The organism is Enterobacteriaceae bacterium ESL0689 (assembly GCA_029433525.1).
GTDB lineage: Bacteria > Pseudomonadota > Gammaproteobacteria > Enterobacterales > Enterobacteriaceae > JAQTIF01.
In genome coordinates this window covers 455,562-472,153 of record JAQTIF010000001.1, presented here as the reverse complement: position 1 = coordinate 472,153, position 16,592 = coordinate 455,562, and the positions used below count along the sequence as shown (strand labels likewise).

Here is a 16,592-nt window from a genome sequence, read left to right as displayed (position 1 = left end):
GAAGATACCCTGTTATTTTTCTCATCGCCAGCCGCCGTGCGTTGCATTATTGCTCTCTCCTTTACGCCCCATCAGCAAGATGTTAAATTAATCACGTTTTTAATCATCAGGCGATATCTCTTGTACCTCTATATTGAGACACTAAAACAGAGACTGGATGCCATTAACCAATTGCGTGTTGATCGTGCGTTAGCAGCGATGGCGCCTTCTTTCAAACAGGTTTACAGTCTACTGCCGACACTACTGCATTACCACCATCCGCTAATGCCAGGCTATCTTGACAGCAACGTCCCCCACGGCGTGTGTTTTTATACGCCTGATGAAACGCAACGTACCTATCTTGACGAATTAAAACAGTATCTGGGCGCACTGATACAGGAACCGCTGAAAGGTGAACTACCGATCACCGGTGTTTATTCGATGGGCAGCACTTCTTCTGTCGGACAAAGCCGCTCTTCTGATCTCGATATCTGGGTGTGTCATCAGTCATGGCTCGATATCACGGAACGTCAATTGCTGCAGCATAAATGCAGTCTGCTGGAAAGGTGGGCCGCCTCTCTCGGTGTGACGGTTAGCTTTTTCCTGATTGATGAAAATCGTTTCCGTCATAATGAAAGCGGTAACCTGGGCGGAGAAGACTGTGGCTCGACGCAGCACATTTTACTGCTTGATGAGTTTTATCGCACTGCGGTGCGCCTCGCCGGGAAACGTATCCTGTGGAATATGGTGCCGTGCGAAGAAGAAGACAATTATGACGATTATGTGATGCGTCTTTATGCGCAGGGCGTTCTGACACCCAATGAATGGCTGGATCTGGGGGGACTGGGTTCGCTATCGGCAGAAGAATACTTTGGGGCCAGTCTGTGGCAGCTGTACAAAAGTATCGACTCGCCCTATAAGGCGGTGCTGAAAACGCTGTTACTGGAAGCCTATTCCTGGAAGTATCCGGATAACTCCTTGCTGGCAAAAGACATTAAACAGCGGTTGCATAATGGCGAAATCGTGGCCTTTGGTCTTGATCCTTACTGCATGATGCTGGAACGTGTCACCGCTTATTTACAGGCGATAGCCGATGATACCCGCCTTGACCTGGTGCGTCGTTGCTTCTATCTGAAAGTATGCGAAAAACTGAGCCGTGAACAGCATACCTGTGTCAGCTGGCGTCGTGAGGTATTAAGTGGCCTGGTGAAATCATGGGGCTGGGATGAAAAACGGCTGCAGATGCTGGATGACCGGGACAACTGGAAGATTGATGAGGTGCGTAAAGCGCATAACGAATTGCTGGATACCATGATGCAAAGTTATCGCCATCTGATCCGCTTTGCGCGCCGCAATAACCTGAGCGTCTCCGCCAGCCCGCAGGATATTGGCGTGCTGACCCGTAAACTTTATGCGGCTTTTGAGGCTTTACCTGGCAAAGTCACCCTGGTTAATCCGCAAATCTCTCCCGATCTTTCAGAAACCAATTTGACTTTTATCCATGTGCCGTCAGGGCGAGCGAATTGCGCTGGCTGGTATCTGTATAATCGCACGCCGGATATGGAATCGATCGTCAGCCATCAGCCACTGGAGTATAACCGCTATCTCAATAAGCTGGTGGCCTGGGCATGGTTTAATGGCTTGCTGACATCGCGAACCCATCTGTTTATTAAAGGCAATGGTATCGTTGATCTGGCGAAATTGCAGGAAATGGTAGCCAATGTTGCGCAACATTTTCCACTGCGTTTACCGGCACCGTTGCCGAAAGCACTGTATAGCCCGTGTGAGATCCGTCATCTGGCCATCATTATCAACCTGGAATATGACCCGACGGCACTATTTCGTCATCATGTCGTCCATGTTGATTTTCGTCAGCTGGATGTTTTTAGCTTTGGTGAATTACAGCAATGTTTAATCGGTAGTATTGACCTGCTGTATCGTAACTCATGGAATGAAGTCAGAACCCTGCATTTTAATGGCGAGCAGGCGATCATCGAAGCACTGAAAACAATTCTCGGTAAAATGCATCAGGATGCCGCACCGCCGGAGGTGGATGTCTTCTGTTACAGTCAGCATCTGCGGGGGGTGATTCGTACCCGTGTGCAGCAAATTGTTTCTGAGTGTATTGAGCTACGCCTTTCCAGTACCCGCCAGGATACCGGGCGTTTTAAAGCACTTCATGTTTCCGGACAGACATGGGGTTTGTTCTTCGAACGCTTGCATGTATCGGTACAGAAACTGGAAAACGCGATCGAATTTTACGGCGCCATCTCACATAACAAATTGCATGATCTGTCTGTTCAGGTGGGCACTAATCCGGTTAAGTTACCTCTGGTGGTGGATGGGTTTGCCAGCGAGGGCATTATTCAGTTTTTCTTTGAAGATGTGGGTAATAATGGCGGGTTTAATATCTATATTCTCGATGAGAATAACCGCGCTGAGGTTTATCACCATTGTGAAGGGAGTAAAGAAGATCTGGTGCGTGATGTGAGCCATTTCTACTCATCATCTCACGATCGATTTACCTACAGTACAGGGTTTATCAATTTTAATCTGCCGCAGTTTTACCAGATAGTGGATGTGGATAGCCATCCTCAGGTAATTCCGTTTCGTAGTCAGGCTATCAGCACGGCAACAACCTCACCCGCGAGCCAGGACGAATATTTTCTCTGAATCAATAACCTGGCTCAGAAATAGGTGAATTAATCGAATCTGACCTCTTCTCCCGCCTGTTGGGTTGCTGCCTGGCTCAGTAAATCCTGGAAGCTTTTGCTGCTACGATCACATCGCCACTGCCCATCCTGGTAATCAAAATGGTAGCCACCTTGTTTGGTTGCCAGCCACACCTGGTGCAGCGGCTCCTGGCGATTGATAATGATTTTGCTGCCATTTTCAAAACTGAGGGTCAGTACGCTACCGTGGATTTCACAGTCGATATCGCTATTGCCGTCCCGGTTGTCAACCGACGCTTCAATCGCCAGCCAGAGCTCATCAGCCAGACGATGGAATTCACTGTCATTCATGGTTCTGCCTTACTTTTTCAGAGAAAGCGGCAGTATAGCGCGAAATAAAAGCCTGTGCAGTCAGATGCTAAATGTTTGCTTTTGCCGCTTCTCCTGCGATGATAGACAGCAGAAAAGTGAACGACGGACAATGATCAATGAAAAATATTTTTCCCGTGATTGCCATTTGCCTGGCGGTTTCCAGCTTGATCGGTTGTGGCTTAAAAGGGCCATTATATTTCCCGCCTGCGGATAAAACATCTTCATCGTCAGTGGTGACGCAAAGCTTAAATCCCGATCGTCACGATCAGGGTGATAACGAAGAGATAAGCCATTCCGGTGAGTGACATCATATTCTGTTCCGCCTGGCGGGAGTAAATAATGCAATTTTCTAAAATGCATGGTCTTGGAAACGACTTTATGGTCGTTGATGCGGTAACGCAGAATGTTTTTTTCTCACCCGAGCTGATTCGTCGACTGGCGGACAGACACCTGGGGGTCGGTTTTGATCAATTACTGATTGTCGAACCGCCTTATGATCCCGATCTGGATTTTCATTATCGTATCTTTAACGCCGATGGCAGCGAAGTTTCGCAGTGTGGTAATGGCGCACGTTGTTTTGCCCGATTTGTGCGTTTAAAAGGATTAACCAATAAACGTGATATCCGTGTGAGTACCACGAGCGGGCGGATGTTATTAAGTGTGATGCCCGATGAGCAGGTGCGCGTCAATATGGGAGAGCCGAATTTCGAGCCGTCACAAGTGCCTTTCCGCGCCAGTAAAGCGGAAAAGACCTATATTATGCGCGCTGCTGAGCAGACGATTTTATGTGGTGTGGTATCGATGGGAAATCCACATTGTGTCATTCAGGTTGATGATGTCACAACCGCTGCGGTAGAAACGCTGGGTCAGGTCATGGAGTGTCACGAACGTTTCCCGGAGCGGGCGAATATCGGGTTTATGCAGGTGATGGCGCGCGATCACATTCGTCTGCGCGTGTATGAGCGCGGTGCAGGGGAAACGCAGGCGTGTGGCAGCGGCGCCTGTGCTGCGGTGGCGGTAGGCATTCAACAGGGGTTACTGGATACTCAGGTTCGTGTGACGTTACCGGGTGGGACGCTCAATATCGCCTGGCAAGGAGCGGGGCAACCCCTCTTTATGACCGGCTCGGCGGCACATGTTTATGATGGAAATATACACTTATGAAAAAACAGGGCAGAGCGAAACCATCGGAGATAGTCCACCGGCTGAATGATCAGGCGGTGGCTGACTATTTATTACAACATCCGGAGTTTTTTATTCGTCACGCGGCGTTAGTGGCGCAGATGCGGGTGCCGCATCCGGTGCGCGGATCAGTATCACTGGTAGAGTGGCATATGGCACGATCACGCGACCATATCAGCAAGCTGGAAAAGAATATGATGTCGCTGATGGTACAAGCTACCGAGAATGAAAATTTATTCCAGCGTTTATTGCGGTTACAAATGCGGCTCACCCGCGCAGAAAGTCTTGATGAAATGCTGAATCATCTGCAGCATTGGGCCTGTGAACTGGGCCTGGCTAGGGCGACGATACGTCTGTTTTCTGATAGCTGGCGGCTGGATGCGCCCTCGAAATTTACCCATCTGGCGTTAACTCGCCAGGCGTTTGAGCCGGTTCGTATTCAGCGTCTTGGCCAGCAACGCCACTATCTTGGCCCGCTTAACGGCTCAGAGTTGCGGGTGATGCTGCCAGATCCCCATGCCGTAGGCTCCGTGGCGATGTCATTACTGGGGGGAGAGGACACACTGGGGGTGATTCTGTTCATCAGTCATGATGACGGACACTATCAGCCAGAACAAGGCACACAAATGTTACAGGAGATTGCCTTAATGCTACCAGATCTGCTGGCGCGCTGGATTGAACGGCGATGACCGGCCAACCTTTAGGATCTGCGGTTAGCCGTTTTCTGCGCCATCTGCGTGTCGAACGGCAGTTAAGCTCCTTGACACTGCTGAATTATCAGCGGCAGCTGGATGCCCTGATGATGCTTGCCGGGCAGTCCGGATTACAAAACTGGCAACAGTGTGACGCGGATCAGGTACGCAATCTGGCGGTACGTAGCCGAAGACAAGGCCTGGGGCCAGCCAGCCTGGCACTGCGCCTTTCAGCACTGCGCAGTTTGTTTGACTGGCTGGTAGCACAGGGGGAACTGGCAGCCAACCCGGCAAAGGCGATTTCAGCGCCGAAAATCCCGCGTCACTTACCAAAAGATATCGATGTCGATGATATAGACCGCTTGCTGGATATCAATCTGCAGGACCCGCTGGCAGTACGTGATCGGGCGATGCTGGAGATCATGTATGGTGCCGGGCTGCGTCTTGCTGAGCTGGTCAATCTTGATATTAGCCACCTTGATCTGCAAACCGGGGAAGTGTGGGTCAGAGGGAAAGGGAATAAAGAGCGTCGCCTGCCGATCGGACGCAGCGCTGTCGCGTGGATTGAGCACTGGCTGGCTGTACGTGATTTACTGGGATCAGAGAGTGATGCGCTGTTTTTATCCCGCCTGGGTAAACGTATTTCTGCCCGCAACGTACAGAAACGCTTCGCCGAATGGGGCATCAGACAAGGGCTGAGTAGCCATGTCCATCCTCATAAACTGCGTCACTCCTTTGCGACGCATATGCTCGAATCCAGCCACGATCTACGTGGTGTACAGGAGTTGCTGGGCCATGCCAGCCTTTCTACCACCCAAATCTACACCCATCTCGATTTTCAACACCTTGCTTCGGTGTATGATAAAGCCCATCCACGCGCAAAACGGGGGAAATAATGCAATTTTACCGGCCTCTGGCTCCGATTTCTGCATTGACTTTCGATCTCGACGATACCTTATATGATAATCAACCGGTGATGGATCGGACGCGGGATCAATCCCTGGCTTTTGTGCGTCGTTACCATCCGGCATTACGCCAGTTTGATGATCAGCAACTGCAACAGTGGCGGCAGAGGCTGCGGGAAAGCGAACCGGAGATTTATCACGATGTGACGGAATGGCGTCGTCGGGCGCTGGCGCTGGCGATGCAACATGCCGGATTATCGACGCTGCAAGCTACCGCTGGTGCTGATGCTGCGATGGCACACTTTGCCAGCTGGCGCAGTCAGATTACTGTGCCGCCAGCCACGCATCGGACACTGACCGCACTGGCGGAAAAGTGGCCGCTGGCGGCGATAACCAATGGCAATGCGCAGCCAGAAAAATGTGGTCTCGCTGGCTATTTTCGTTTCGTTTTACGCGCTGGCCCGGATGGGCGTTCTAAACCGTTTGCCGATATGTTTCATCTGGCTGCCCGCCAGCTGGGTGTGCCACTCAGCCAGATACTTCATGTGGGTGATGATCTGACGACGGATGTGGCGGGCGCTATCAGCAGTGGTATGCAGGCGTGCTGGATCAATACACAGCAGGCTGACTTACGACATGCACCTGACTGTCGCCTGTTGCCACACCTCGAAATATCGCGGTTGGCATCACTGACCTCGCTGATATAATCATCATTCTGTATATATTCACAGTGGCTCGCTAACCAAACGTTATTGGGTTACTGATTTATGGCGGTATCAATGGACGTTTCTTATCTGCTCGATAGCCTTAATGATAAACAGCGTGAAGCTGTGGCAGCGCCGCGCACCAATATGCTGATCCTGGCCGGGGCGGGGAGTGGTAAAACCCGGGTGCTGGTGCATCGTATCGCCTGGTTGCTGAGTGTGGAAAACTGCTCGCCCTATTCGATTATGGCGGTCACCTTTACCAATAAAGCGGCCGCTGAGATGCGTCATCGTATCGGCCAGCTGATGGGAACCACGACCCAGAATGGCATGTGGGTGGGAACCTTCCACGGCCTCGCCCACCGTCTGTTACGTGCTCACCATCTGGATGCCGGTCTGCCACAGGATTTTCAGATCCTTGACAGCGAAGATCAGCTGCGTTTACTGAAACGTTTGCTGAAAGCGATGAACCTTGATGAGAAACAGTGGCCACCCCGTCAGGCGATGTGGTACATCAACGGTAAAAAAGATGAGGGGCTGCGCCCACACCATATTCAGAGTTACGGCAATCCGCTGGAGCAAACCTGGCAAAAGGTTTACCAGGCCTACCAGCAAGCCTGTGATCGCGCAGGGCTGGTCGATTTCGCGGAATTGCTGTTACGCGCCCATGAATTGTGGCTGAATAAACCGGATATTCTCCAGCATTATCGTGCGCGCTTCAGCAACATTCTGGTGGATGAATTCCAGGATACCAACAATATTCAGTACGCCTGGATCCGTCTGTTGGCCGGTGATAGCGGCAAGGTGATGATCGTCGGCGATGATGACCAGTCAATTTACGGCTGGCGGGGAGCGCAGGTAGAAAATATTCAGCGCTTTCTGACCGATTTCCCCGGCGCACAGACTATCCGTCTGGAGCAGAACTACCGTTCGACCAGCAATATCCTCAGCGCGGCTAATGCGCTGATTGAAAATAACCAGGGGCGGCTGGGGAAAAAGCTGTGGACGGAGGGGAAAGAGGGGGAGCCGGTCTCGCTCTATTGTGCGTTTAACGATTTGGATGAAGCGCGTTTTGTTGTCAATCGCATTAAAGCCTGGCAGGAGGGCGGCGGGATGCTCGCGCAATGTGCCATCCTCTATCGCAGTAATGCACAATCGCGAGTACTGGAAGAGGCCCTGTTACAGGCGGCGATGCCTTATCGTATCTATGGCGGGATGCGCTTCTTTGAGCGTCAGGAAATTAAAGACGCGCTGGGCTATCTCCGGCTGATTGCGAATCGTAATGATGATGCGGCATTTGAGCGCGTGGTCAATACACCGGTACGGGGTATTGGCGATCGTACACTGGATGTGGTGCGTCAGACATCCCGGCAGCGACAACTGACTCTCTGGCAGGCAAGCCAGCAATTAATCGCCGGGAAAGCACTGGCCGGACGCGCGGCCAGCGCATTACAGCGTTTCATGGAACTGATTGACGCTCTGGCGCAGGAAACCGCGCAGATGCCGCTGCATGTTCAGACCGATCGGGTGATTAACGACTCCGGTTTACGGATGATGTATCAGCAGGAAAAGGGCGAAAAAGGCCAGGCGCGGATCGAAAACCTCGAAGAACTGGTCACCGCAACCCGCCAGTTCAGCTATACCGAAGAAGATGAAGATCTGATGCCGCTCCAGGCTTTTCTCTCACATGCAGCGCTGGAAGCGGGGGAGGGGCAGGCGGATAGCTGGCAGGACGCGGTACAGTTGATGACGCTACATTCGGCAAAGGGGCTGGAGTTTCCTCAGGTATTCATCGTCGGCATGGAAGAGGGGATGTTCCCCAGCCAGATGACGCTGGACGAAGGAGGGCGACTGGAAGAAGAGCGCCGCCTGGCTTACGTTGGGGTAACGCGAGCAATGCAGAAACTGACGCTGACCTATGCCGAAAGCCGTCGGTTATATGGTAAAGAAGTTTACCATCGTCCTTCGCGCTTTATTGGTGAGCTACCGGAAGCGTGTATAGAAGAGGTTCGGCTGCGAGCCACGGTCAGTCGTCCGATGAGTCATCAGAGGATGGGAACGCCACTGGCGGAAAACGATACCGGTTATCGCCTGGGCCAGCGTGTGCGACATCCTAAGTTTGGTGAAGGCACGATCGTTAATCTGGAAGGCAGTGGCGAACACAGTCGTTTACAGATAGCTTTTCAGGGGCAAGGTGTTAAATGGCTGGTAGCTGCTTACGCGCGGCTGGAAAGCATGTGACATGAATTGCTGGCAGATGTCAGTGGCTAACGAGCCAATCAGGCTGGCCCGTTATCTGGCACAGCCTGATTTATCAGCCAGCGAAATCAGAAATCAGAATTAATCAGCACTTTTTCACCCAGCGCACCATTACGTGGCATAGGCTGGTTTGATGATCCCTGGGAACGCATCACGCGAATTGCTTCGGCACCGGCTTCACGGGCATCAATGATGTCGTTATCGGAATCGCCGTAGTAGAGCTTAATTTTCAGATCGCGAATATGCTGTACTTTGGCACTTTTGCTTTCTCCGGCAAAAATAACCTTATTCAGTTTATCCTGCGGGACAGAGAAGTCTTTCGCCAGTTGTTCGGTAACGGCTTCTTTACCGTTGGTGGGCATCGGGCGGCCGGTAATAAACCAGATACGATCACCGCGATCAAGATGCAGTTTCATCAGCGCTTTTGCGGATGTTTTCGGCACTGAGTAAGCATCCCAGCCATTGCTGAGTTGATCCCAGAACTCTGTTTTCTTCAGAAAATCATTTTTTCCTGGCGAAAAGACCTGCTGACCGTGGAAAAAGGCGGGGGTGGAATAAAGCAGGGTGTCATCAATATCAAAACCGACATCGATGGGCGCTTTTCCTTTTAATCCTTCAGCAATTTGTTCAATTGAAATCAGATGGATAGGATACTGATTATGTATTTGCTGTAGTGTTGCACCGGTAGTGGCTACGGCAGGTGTCTCAATGGCGCTAAATGCGGGAGCCGTGACCAGCAGAGCGGTAACCAGAGCCGCAGCGCGGATTTTTTTAGATTTCAACAGGAACATTTTTTATCCTTACGTGGGTTAATCATCAGAACAGGTTAAAGGAATAATCAATCTGCAGTTCGACAGAGTGGTTAATAGCGCGTTTTACTCTGCCATCATCCGTCATAATGGGTTGATTCTTTTTACTTTGATAATTCCATGATGGACCACCGGATAACTGAACACTCAGATTTTTCTCCCATGATGGCTTCCATTTTGAAAAGACCAGCGTTTCACCGCGATCAATAGAATGATCCTGATATTTCATTCCCCAGCCGAAGGCGCTTTGTAAACCGAGGCTGATTTCAGAAAATACCTGATATTCTGTCGTCCACGCGATCATTTTTTCATTATCGCCAACGTAGTCGTTACCCCAGGCATCGGCCATTGAATTGAATCTGCCACGGCTGTTTTTAGCCATATGGCGCTCAAAATAGCCGAGGTGATCACTGGTAGAGTGTGCCTTAGTCCAGGAAGCGCCCACCTTGTTTTTCCATTTATCCTGCTTCCATTCAACATAAAATGCGGTATGCCAGGCATCATTATTAAATGGCCGGTAATCGGGACTCATTGATTTAAAGTCTTTCAGGCCATGGTTCATGTACAGCATCCCGAGAATTTTGCCGTTATTATCCGCCAGGGCCTGCGGCTGCCAGCCTAATTCAACACCATTGCGTTGCATATAGTTGTGGCTTTCGCCAAAGAAATAGAGAGCATCATACTCTTTATCTTTATATTTCAGTTCACCGGTTGCCAGATAATCAATATTTTTCTTACGATCGGCAGTCTGGAAGCGAATTTGATCCGGTGAGCCACGGTCGCTGTAACGATCAACCCATGCGCCACGAAATGCGACAGGGCCAAGACCACTATCCAGTTTCCATCCCCGGTAAGTACTGGGGATCGCACGGCTGGAATTGGTTAACGCGCCCCATGTATTGATAATCTGCCAGCCGGTATTGAGTTTGACATACTCTTCTTCATTACCAAACTTGATCTTGGAGTACAACTGACCAAATTTATGGAAACCTTTTGCCTTGCCATGATCATTATAAAGCACACTACGACCATCAAAATCATCACTGGCGGCGAGTTTGATAACATGGTAATACGATGCATCAACGCCAATAATATCAGCAAGATAGCCTGACATAAAGTCCAGTGATACCCCTTGCCCCCAGGCCGTCTGTACAGAGCGGTCACCATAATCAGAGGTATTCAGGTTTTTCATCTGGTTTCTTAAAGAAACTTTCATATGGCTATCGGTGACCACACGTTTCATACCATCGGGAATGGTCACATCAGCCGCATACAGCGCGGGTGATATCGCTGATAGCAACGCGATAGCGATCAGCGATCTTTTTCTGACGAAATTCGAGGTAGACATATTAAAAACTCCAGGAATTGTTTAAATATATAATGTATGCCTTTACTATTGCTCCGTGACAACATTTATGCTCATAGTTTTTATAGTTGCTGGTACTCGTATTCGAACTAAAAAATTTTCTTCATAGTGATAATCAGAAAACCAATAATTATCCTAATCAACACCCACATAATCATTGCAATGAAAATAAATCCCATGCCGAATAAGTGGTATGACTTAATTGCTGAATTCGCGATAACAAACACACCATACACAATCCATGAAGTTTTGTGATACCGCTATTAGTCAGAAAAACAGACCGACAATGGTCGCATTCAGGAAACTGACCAGCGTCGCACCATATAATAGTTTTAATCCAAAACGTGCTGCCACATTCCCTTGCTGATTATTGAGTGCCTTAATTGCGCCAACAATAATACCGATAGAAGAGAAGTTAGCGAATGACACCATAAACACAGACAGTATCGCGATAGTACGTTCGCAAAACAACGCTTTTGTCTCTGCCAGATTCAGCATGGCGACAAACTCATTACTGACAATTTTTGTTGCCATCAGTCCCCCGGCATGCACGGCTTCATGCCACGGTATACCCACCAGAAAGGCCAGCGGCGCGAAAATATAGCCGAGGAAATCCTGGAAAGAGATACCTAAAATCGAGGTAAAGATAGCGTTTAGCATAGTAATTAATGCGATAAAACCGATCAGCATCGCCCCAACGATAACCGCAACCTTGAATCCATCGAGAATATAATCGCTTAACATTTCGAAAAAGCTCTGACGCTTCTCTTCTGCGGCGCAGAGGATATCCTCTTCCGGACTCACCTGATACGGATTCAGTACAGAGGCAATAATAAAACCACCAAATAAGTTAAGAACCAGTGCCGTCACGACATAACGTGGTTCCAGCATCGACATATAGGCGCCCACAATAGACATCGACACGGTTGACATGGCAGAGGTGCAAAGTGTGTATAGCCGGTGTGCGGGAAGCTGGCCGAGCTGCTGCTTAACGGAAATGAAGACCTCAGACTGACCGAGTATCGCAGAAGCAACAGCATTATAGGATTCAAGCCGTCCCATTCCGTTGATTTTACTCAGTGCAAGACCAATATAACGAATCAGGATATCCAGTATTTTCCAGTGTTGCAGAATACCGATCAGTGCCGAGATAAAGATAATAGGTAACAGAACGGAGAGAAAGAAGGTAATTTCGCCATGATTCTGCAGGCCACCAAAAACAAAGCTAACCCCCGATCCGGCATACTGCATTAAGTGGGCGAATCCTCCGGAAACCAGCTCGATAGCGTGGTTACCGAACTCTGTCCTCAGCAAAAATCCGGAGAGCAGAAACTGGCAGCATAACATGACCAGCAAAGGCTGGTAGCGAATCGCACGGCGATTATTACTAAGTAGCATCGCAAGGACAAAAATAAACAGAATACTTGCGATACCAATGAGATATTTCATTCCATTCCCCAATAATCTGGTCTGAGCCAGCAAACTAATGTTAGGATTATAACATTACCGCTGGCGCTTAAAGTGATTTGCATCACATAATTACCGGAGATATCGGTTAATTTTGTGGTTTAAATGACATGATAATGTTATTTAAATAACAATTCTGGTATGATTTCTTTCAGAAGTATTAAGAGTCTATCCACCCGGCGTTGCTGGCTGCGCCGGGCAGGGATAGGCTTTGAGTTTACAGGCATCTCTTTTCAGCAGAGGGTGCGCCCGACACTCACCGGATGACACCATCGTTTTTTATATTGACCCGACATCATGCCATAGGAATAGGTCAGTGGTTTTTTTATATCGTTAGCTAAACATAAATTTTCCCACATCAACATAGTACCTATCGGGTGTTGGTGCAGGGAAATATCGTAGCCGATATTAATAAAATCTAAAAAATGTGATTTTTCAGTTTCTGTCGATAAGATTAACTGGATCCCGACAGCTTCTCCGGCAAAAAACGCGATATGACCAAAGAAATGTGATTTTTCGTGTAACTGACAGAACAGGGATCGAATTAATGGATCGGGTTTAATCGTTAAATTTCTTCTTATGGCATAAAGGCGGTAATAATTTTCAAACAAAAAATCAGCATCCACCGTGTTGATATTTTTAAATTCCCCCCCTTGCTCGATGAATTTCCGTACTTCTCTTTTGCGGGTCGATTTTGTTTTTGATGATAATTCATTAATATTTTTTGCAATGGCTACCTGTCTTTTTGAAAATAATGAAAACGAGCTGTTATAAAATTGTTTATTTCTTAGGGATAGTGATTTTGTTTTAAACGGCAGTATGCATTTAATGTTCTCATTAAATGGCAGGTAAATAGCGTATTTGGGCAACGACATCCAGCCAAGACTATTTTTCGGGTTTTTGTGATCATGAGCTAACCAGCCATTATCGGTACACACAGCCCCTTCAGTGATCCCATTTTTAATATATGCGTAAAACTTCAGACTGGCGCCGTGAGCTAACGCCATCTGTATATATTCTGGCGAGCTTTCGGCATTGAAATCGAATTTCCGGCAGGCACGTTCATATTCGCTGAAATCACATTTTTCCCATCTCAAAAATTTCATACTCTACCCATCACTCTGTTTTTACTTGTTTTCTTGCCGATAAGGTTAACATAAAACGGACAGCGCAATAGTTTGTTAATATCACAACAGAAAATTGAACATAAAAACAGCGTTTCTTTTTGGGCTGAATCAGATTTGTGGCATAAAGCGGACTTTCAGCTTATCTCACAGCATCTCCAGCCACTGATACCATAAATAATTCAGCGGTAAGAGCAGTAGATAACTGGCCGCAGCCAGCGAAAGACACAAGACGATTCCGGCACGAGCGGGGACTTTCCCCAATGCCATCGCCACCACGATGGGCGATGCCTGATAAGGCAGAAGGGGTGTCGAATAGCCCAATACCTGAATCATAATCACACTTAACAACGGAAAACCTGTCACATCAGAAAAACTTTGCGCAAACGTGGTGTACAAGGCCGGGACACCATTCGCCGTCATGATAAAATCCATCGCGCTGGTGATAGCGGTCAGGGCGAGAAAACTGGTAAACGGGCTGGCTTTATCCAGCGGCATAATATGGAGCAATGTATTCCCCACCACGTTACCCATTCCGGTATGGGTGACGGTCATTGCCAGCCCCAGTATCCCGGCAACATAGATACAGGCACGAATATTGACACCGCTGGAAAATTCTTCGCCACTGATAAACCCTATCCGTGGTAACAGCGTGATCACCACCGCGACCAGTCCGATCCAGGCCGGGCCGATCCCATGCCAGCTCTCACTGACCCATAATGCCAGCACGGTAGCCAGCAGCCACGCCAGCCGTTTTTCATCCTGGCTTACCGGCGGTTGTGGTGGCAACTGATGAGGGGCAACGGGATGCCCGGGAAATAGCCAGCAAATGAGGGCAATTAATATTCCCCCCTTTAGCCAGCCGAGTATTGGCGTGTGCAGGAATAAATAGGGCAGATAGTTAAGGTGAATGCCATAAGCGCCTTCGGCAGTGCCACTCATCACCAGGTTCGGCACATTAGCGGGCAGAATGGTGGCGGATAACTGAAAGGTGCCAAAACCCGTCGCCAGCGCCAGTCCATACCAGGGGCGTGTTCCGCTTTCGATGCCTGCGCGTTTCGCCATTGCCGCGACAACCGGCATTAACAATGTAATACGCCCCATGTTTGATGGCATGACGAAAGCCAGGGCATAACTGAGAAGGACGATACTGGCGACCATTAAAGGCCAGGAGTCAGTCAGACGTGTCGATAACATACAGGCCACCCGATCAGCCAGTCCGGTTTTACGGATGGCAATACCGAGGACAAATCCGCTGAACACCAGCCAGAAGGCTGATGATGTAAAGCCACCAAAGAGGATCTCTGCGGGCACAATTCTGGCTATCATCGCGGCAGCGAAAAAAAGTAGTGCGGTAATAAATTCTGGCAGTAATGAGGTGGCCCACAGCAGAATAGCAATAGTGACAATCAGTGAGGAAAGAAAGAGCGGATGAGAAAGCCAGAATAACATACCTGTCCCCTGTTATTTTTTAACCATCATACGATCTCAGTGAAAACAGGTAAACATCTGTTATGATTTGTTATTCATCAGCGGTACGCTTTTCGGTGCGGATACACCAATAGCGGTATATTCGCACGCTTTTTTGTCGTGGTAATGGTAGTGTAATTGGTATCATCTGGCAGAGACGGGATAATCACCGCTATTGTTATTTTTTGTGCGTGAGTTCAATTTTTAAATATTATCAATGAGCGTATCCTGTTTATCGTCAATAAATAATGCAGTATTTTTCACAATATCAGCTCAAATAGACTCAGAAATAACTTAGCGCCTGGCCTATTAGTGACCATTCTGGCTCTGTATCCGGTGTCACATCTACGCTGCGGTTTCCCGGCGCTGTCGGTGTCTGGATGGGTTATGCCACGAACGCAGGCTCACATCAGGAGTACAAGGTAATGAAGAGAATACTGGTTTCAGGAATTTTACTGGCTATCACCTCACATCCGTTATCGGCACAAAGTAGTGAGCGCCAGAATGATAAATTGACAGCTTCCTCTGCTGGCGAAGAAAATAAAGACCCGGCATCAGAGTATAACAGGCTGGATGTCACCACAATGGCTAAGGTTGTCAGAGATAAAGCGACTAAAAATGCGTTGCTTATCATTAATATTAGTGAATCCTGGAAATTATATGCCGGAACATCACCTGAAAATATAAATGAGGATACCCCGATCCTTACTGGTATTGGTAAAGGACAATTTCCACTCAATATAGACAATAATACACGTTCATACTTCAGACTGGTGACGGAGAACGGAAGTGGTATTATCTCGGAAAATCATCTCCCTATGGCGGGTGGATACAATTTTCGTGATTTAGGTGGTATCCGAACGAAAGATGGCCATCATATAAAATGGAATAAACTCATCCGTTCTGATGAATTAGGCCATCTGACAGATAGTGATTTATCCTATCTGGCAAGTTTACCGCTTAAAACCGTGGTCGATTTCAGAAGACCTGATGAAATTCGTCAGTTACCTGACCGCTTACCACTAACGGTAAAAAATGATATATCATTAAATATTGTCTCTGCCAATCTCAAGCCGGGTTCTAATTCAAAGGAGGATGTGCGAAAATGGATGGTTTTTATTAATGAGGAGCTGGTAACCGATAAAAAAATTCAGCATACCTACAAAGAATTTTTTAAACTGGTACAGGATCAGACACAATTACCTCTCTTATTTCATTGTTCTGCAGGAAAAGACAGAACCGGGATGGGCGCCGCTCTGATACTTTATGCATTAGGTGTCGATGAAGAGACGATCTTTCAGCAGCATATGTTATCTAATCAATACCTGAAAGAAAAATACGCCCCCATTATTAAAGCACATCCCGAATTACAACCTCAGTTTGAAGTTCAGGAGGCTTACTTCAGAAAGGCATTTGACAGAATTAAGAAAGATCATGGTACAGTGGAAAATTATTTAACCACGGTTCTCGGTGTGAATATCGCTGAGATGAAACAGATCTATTTATATTAAGCGCCTGGCCCATAAGGCTATTTGACCGGCCATTTTGGCCCTGGGCAGTGGTCAGAATCACATCCACGCGCGCTGTCGGT

Annotated in this window: 14 protein-coding genes; 8 read left to right on the top strand and 6 right to left on the bottom strand. The window is 48.3% G+C overall.

Going from position 1 to position 16,592, the window contains the following annotated elements; genetic code table 11:
- The first annotated feature begins 120 nt into the window (after positions 1 to 120).
- Complete coding sequence (gene cyaA, locus PT300_02310; GenBank protein ID MDF7679508.1) at positions 121 to 2,652, top strand: class I adenylate cyclase; 2,532 nt, start codon at positions 121 to 123, stop codon at positions 2,650 to 2,652.
- Positions 2,653 to 2,681: 29 nt separating this feature from the next.
- Here the strand turns inward: cyaA and cyaY are convergent, their stop codons facing one another.
- Positions 2,682 to 3,002 carry an iron donor protein CyaY gene (gene cyaY / locus PT300_02305; protein ID MDF7679507.1) on the bottom strand — a complete coding sequence of 107 codons (321 nt, stop codon included), beginning with the start codon at positions 3,000 to 3,002 and terminating at the stop codon, positions 2,682 to 2,684.
- 137 nt (positions 3,003 to 3,139) lie between these two features.
- On the opposite strand from cyaY, the gene PT300_02300 reads away from it, so the two are divergent.
- From PT300_02300 to uvrD, 6 genes are all read left to right on the top strand, one after another.
- Complete coding sequence (locus PT300_02300; GenBank protein ID MDF7679506.1) at positions 3,140 to 3,328, top strand: lipoprotein; 189 nt, start codon at positions 3,140 to 3,142, stop codon at positions 3,326 to 3,328.
- A gap of 34 nt (positions 3,329 to 3,362) precedes the next feature.
- On the top strand, positions 3,363 to 4,187 hold the full coding sequence (dapF, locus tag PT300_02295) for a diaminopimelate epimerase (GenBank protein MDF7679505.1): 825 nt from the start codon (positions 3,363 to 3,365) through the stop codon (positions 4,185 to 4,187).
- Positions 4,184 to 4,894 carry a DUF484 domain-containing protein gene (locus PT300_02290; GenBank protein ID MDF7679504.1) on the top strand — a complete coding sequence of 237 codons (711 nt, stop codon included), beginning with the start codon at positions 4,184 to 4,186 and terminating at the stop codon, positions 4,892 to 4,894. Before dapF ends, PT300_02290 begins: the two co-directional genes overlap by 4 nt.
- Positions 4,891 to 5,793 (top strand): tyrosine recombinase XerC, encoded by a 903-nt coding sequence (gene xerC / locus PT300_02285; protein MDF7679503.1) that lies wholly within the window; start codon positions 4,891 to 4,893, stop codon positions 5,791 to 5,793. Before PT300_02290 ends, xerC begins: the two co-directional genes overlap by 4 nt.
- Entirely contained in the window at positions 5,793 to 6,509 is a 717-nt protein-coding gene (yigB, locus tag PT300_02280) for a 5-amino-6-(5-phospho-D-ribitylamino)uracil phosphatase YigB (protein MDF7679502.1), read from the top strand. Before xerC ends, yigB begins: the two co-directional genes overlap by 1 nt.
- A 72-nt stretch (positions 6,510 to 6,581) precedes the next feature.
- Positions 6,582 to 8,747 (top strand): DNA helicase II, encoded by a 2,166-nt coding sequence (uvrD, locus tag PT300_02275; protein ID MDF7679501.1) that lies wholly within the window; start codon positions 6,582 to 6,584, stop codon positions 8,745 to 8,747.
- A gap of 86 nt (positions 8,748 to 8,833) precedes the next feature.
- Here the strand turns inward: uvrD and aphA are convergent, their stop codons facing one another.
- From aphA to PT300_02250, 5 genes are all read right to left on the bottom strand, one after another.
- A complete protein-coding gene (aphA, locus tag PT300_02270) occupies positions 8,834 to 9,556 on the bottom strand; it encodes an acid phosphatase AphA (GenBank protein MDF7679500.1) in 723 nt (240 codons plus the stop codon).
- Between the two features lie 25 nt (positions 9,557 to 9,581).
- A complete protein-coding gene (locus PT300_02265; GenBank protein MDF7679499.1) occupies positions 9,582 to 10,922 on the bottom strand; it encodes an OprD family outer membrane porin in 1,341 nt (446 codons plus the stop codon).
- A gap of 285 nt (positions 10,923 to 11,207) precedes the next feature.
- Positions 11,208 to 12,389, bottom strand: coding sequence for a nucleoside transporter C-terminal domain-containing protein (locus PT300_02260; GenBank protein MDF7679498.1), 1,182 nt, complete (start codon positions 12,387 to 12,389; stop codon positions 11,208 to 11,210).
- Between the two features lie 251 nt (positions 12,390 to 12,640).
- The gene (locus tag PT300_02255) at positions 12,641 to 13,513 is read right to left on the bottom strand and encodes a transcriptional regulator (protein MDF7679497.1); all 873 of its coding nucleotides are present in this window, start codon (positions 13,511 to 13,513) and stop codon (positions 12,641 to 12,643) included.
- 165 nt (positions 13,514 to 13,678) lie between these two features.
- On the bottom strand, positions 13,679 to 14,983 hold the full coding sequence (locus PT300_02250) for an SLC13 family permease (GenBank protein ID MDF7679496.1): 1,305 nt from the start codon (positions 14,981 to 14,983) through the stop codon (positions 13,679 to 13,681).
- Positions 14,984 to 15,426: 443 nt separating this feature from the next.
- Between PT300_02250 and PT300_02245 the strand changes: the two genes are divergently transcribed.
- On the top strand, positions 15,427 to 16,512 hold the full coding sequence (locus PT300_02245; GenBank protein ID MDF7679495.1) for a tyrosine-protein phosphatase: 1,086 nt from the start codon (positions 15,427 to 15,429) through the stop codon (positions 16,510 to 16,512).
- Positions 16,513 to 16,592 lie beyond the last annotated feature (80 nt).